Raw genomic sequence first — 1,360 nt, forward strand, 5'->3', positions numbered from 1 at the left:
TTTTTTTTACTTTCTACTCTATAATCTACAACCACACTTTTTTTGGGTTTTTCAACCTGGTGATTTTAAAAATTTTTTCTTTTTTATTAAAAAAACGACGACCCACGATTCATAGCGCCGCCATTTGAGGCGGCCTGCCCAGCCTCGGCGCTGATTCCGTTCTGCGTAATGTTGTCGGCATGCGTGAGCGAGGTTCCATGGGCGAATTCCCGATAATCCGGGTTCAGCCCAAGCGGATCGGACCATCGCATCGGATTTCGCGGGTACGAAAACGGATTTGGAGCAGGGTCAAGCCCAAGCGGATCAGAGGTAATGAACCGAGCTGCCACAGGGTCATACAACCTCCGGTAATTGTAGTGCAATCCCGATTCTTCATCGATAAATTGCCCATGAAATCCGATCGGGCTGCTTGCCCCCACCCAGCGGGTCCCACCCCAGAGATCAGCCGTGGCGACGCCCTGACGGTGAGCGTAGTTTGGTTCGACAAGCTCATGCGGTCTACCAGCCACGTCTGTCAGCACTGCCGAAACCGCTCGCCGATGAACTTCAGAGCCGACGCTTTCCTGAATTATTGGAGTAAATGTATCGGGGTGGTACTGCCATCTGGTTATCGACTCGGGGAGCTGTTGTTCAATTAGGCGATTGCCATCGAAAATTAGATAGCGTTCCTCGATGCATGTTCCCTGCCCAATGACCATCTTCTTCGTTGTTCGACGGCCGTGCGCATCATATGTGTATTGCCACCATTCGCCGCCGGGCGTGTAGATGTCGGTGAGTTGGTCGAAAGCGTTGTAGCGGTAGTGCCAGATGTCAGGTTTGCGGGAGATGCGGGTGGTGACTTTGCGGATGAGGCGGCCGGCGGGGTCGTAGTAGTAGTGGTTGCGGCCGTCGCGGGTGAGGAGGTTGTTGTGGTATTCGCGGCCTTCCATTCGCGCGGGTGCCGGTGGGGTGTCCGCGTTTTCACTCGGCGGCGGGAGGCTGGCGGTGATGTTGGAGAGGGCGTCGTATTCGTAGGCTTCGGTGATCGTGTGGTTGCGGGTGATGGCGTTGACGCGGCCGACGGGGTCGAGGCGGTAGGTGGCGTGTTCGGGGGGTGTGTCGGGTCGGGTGGTGGTGTGGGTGGTGAGGAATCCGTCGGGGCGGTAGGCGTATTCGTCGCGGCGGATCAGGTGCGGGTCGGGCCGCGCGGTGGTGTCGCCGAAGTCGCCGAGGTCGAGGGAGAAGGTTTGGGCGGGGAAGCCGGTGGCTTGTTGAGTGGCGAGTTCGCCGGTGGGGGTGTAGGTGCGGTCGATTTTGTCTTCGCCGATTCGCCAGCGGGTGTTGCGGCCGGTGCGGTGGCGGGTGAAATCGATGTGTTTGT

At 57.8% G+C, this 1,360-nt stretch carries 1 protein-coding gene; it reads right to left on the reverse strand.

What is annotated here, in order from left to right; translation table 11 throughout:
• Nucleotides 1-86: 86 nt before the first annotated feature.
• Nucleotides 87-1,360: RHS repeat-associated core domain-containing protein (locus tag ACFWPJ_RS32975; RefSeq protein WP_378857461.1), on the reverse strand; the 1,274-nt coding region annotated here is incomplete at its 5' end.

The sequence above is a fragment of the Nocardia sp. NPDC058497 genome (assembly GCF_042720195.1).
GTDB lineage: Bacteria > Actinomycetota > Actinomycetes > Mycobacteriales > Mycobacteriaceae > Nocardia.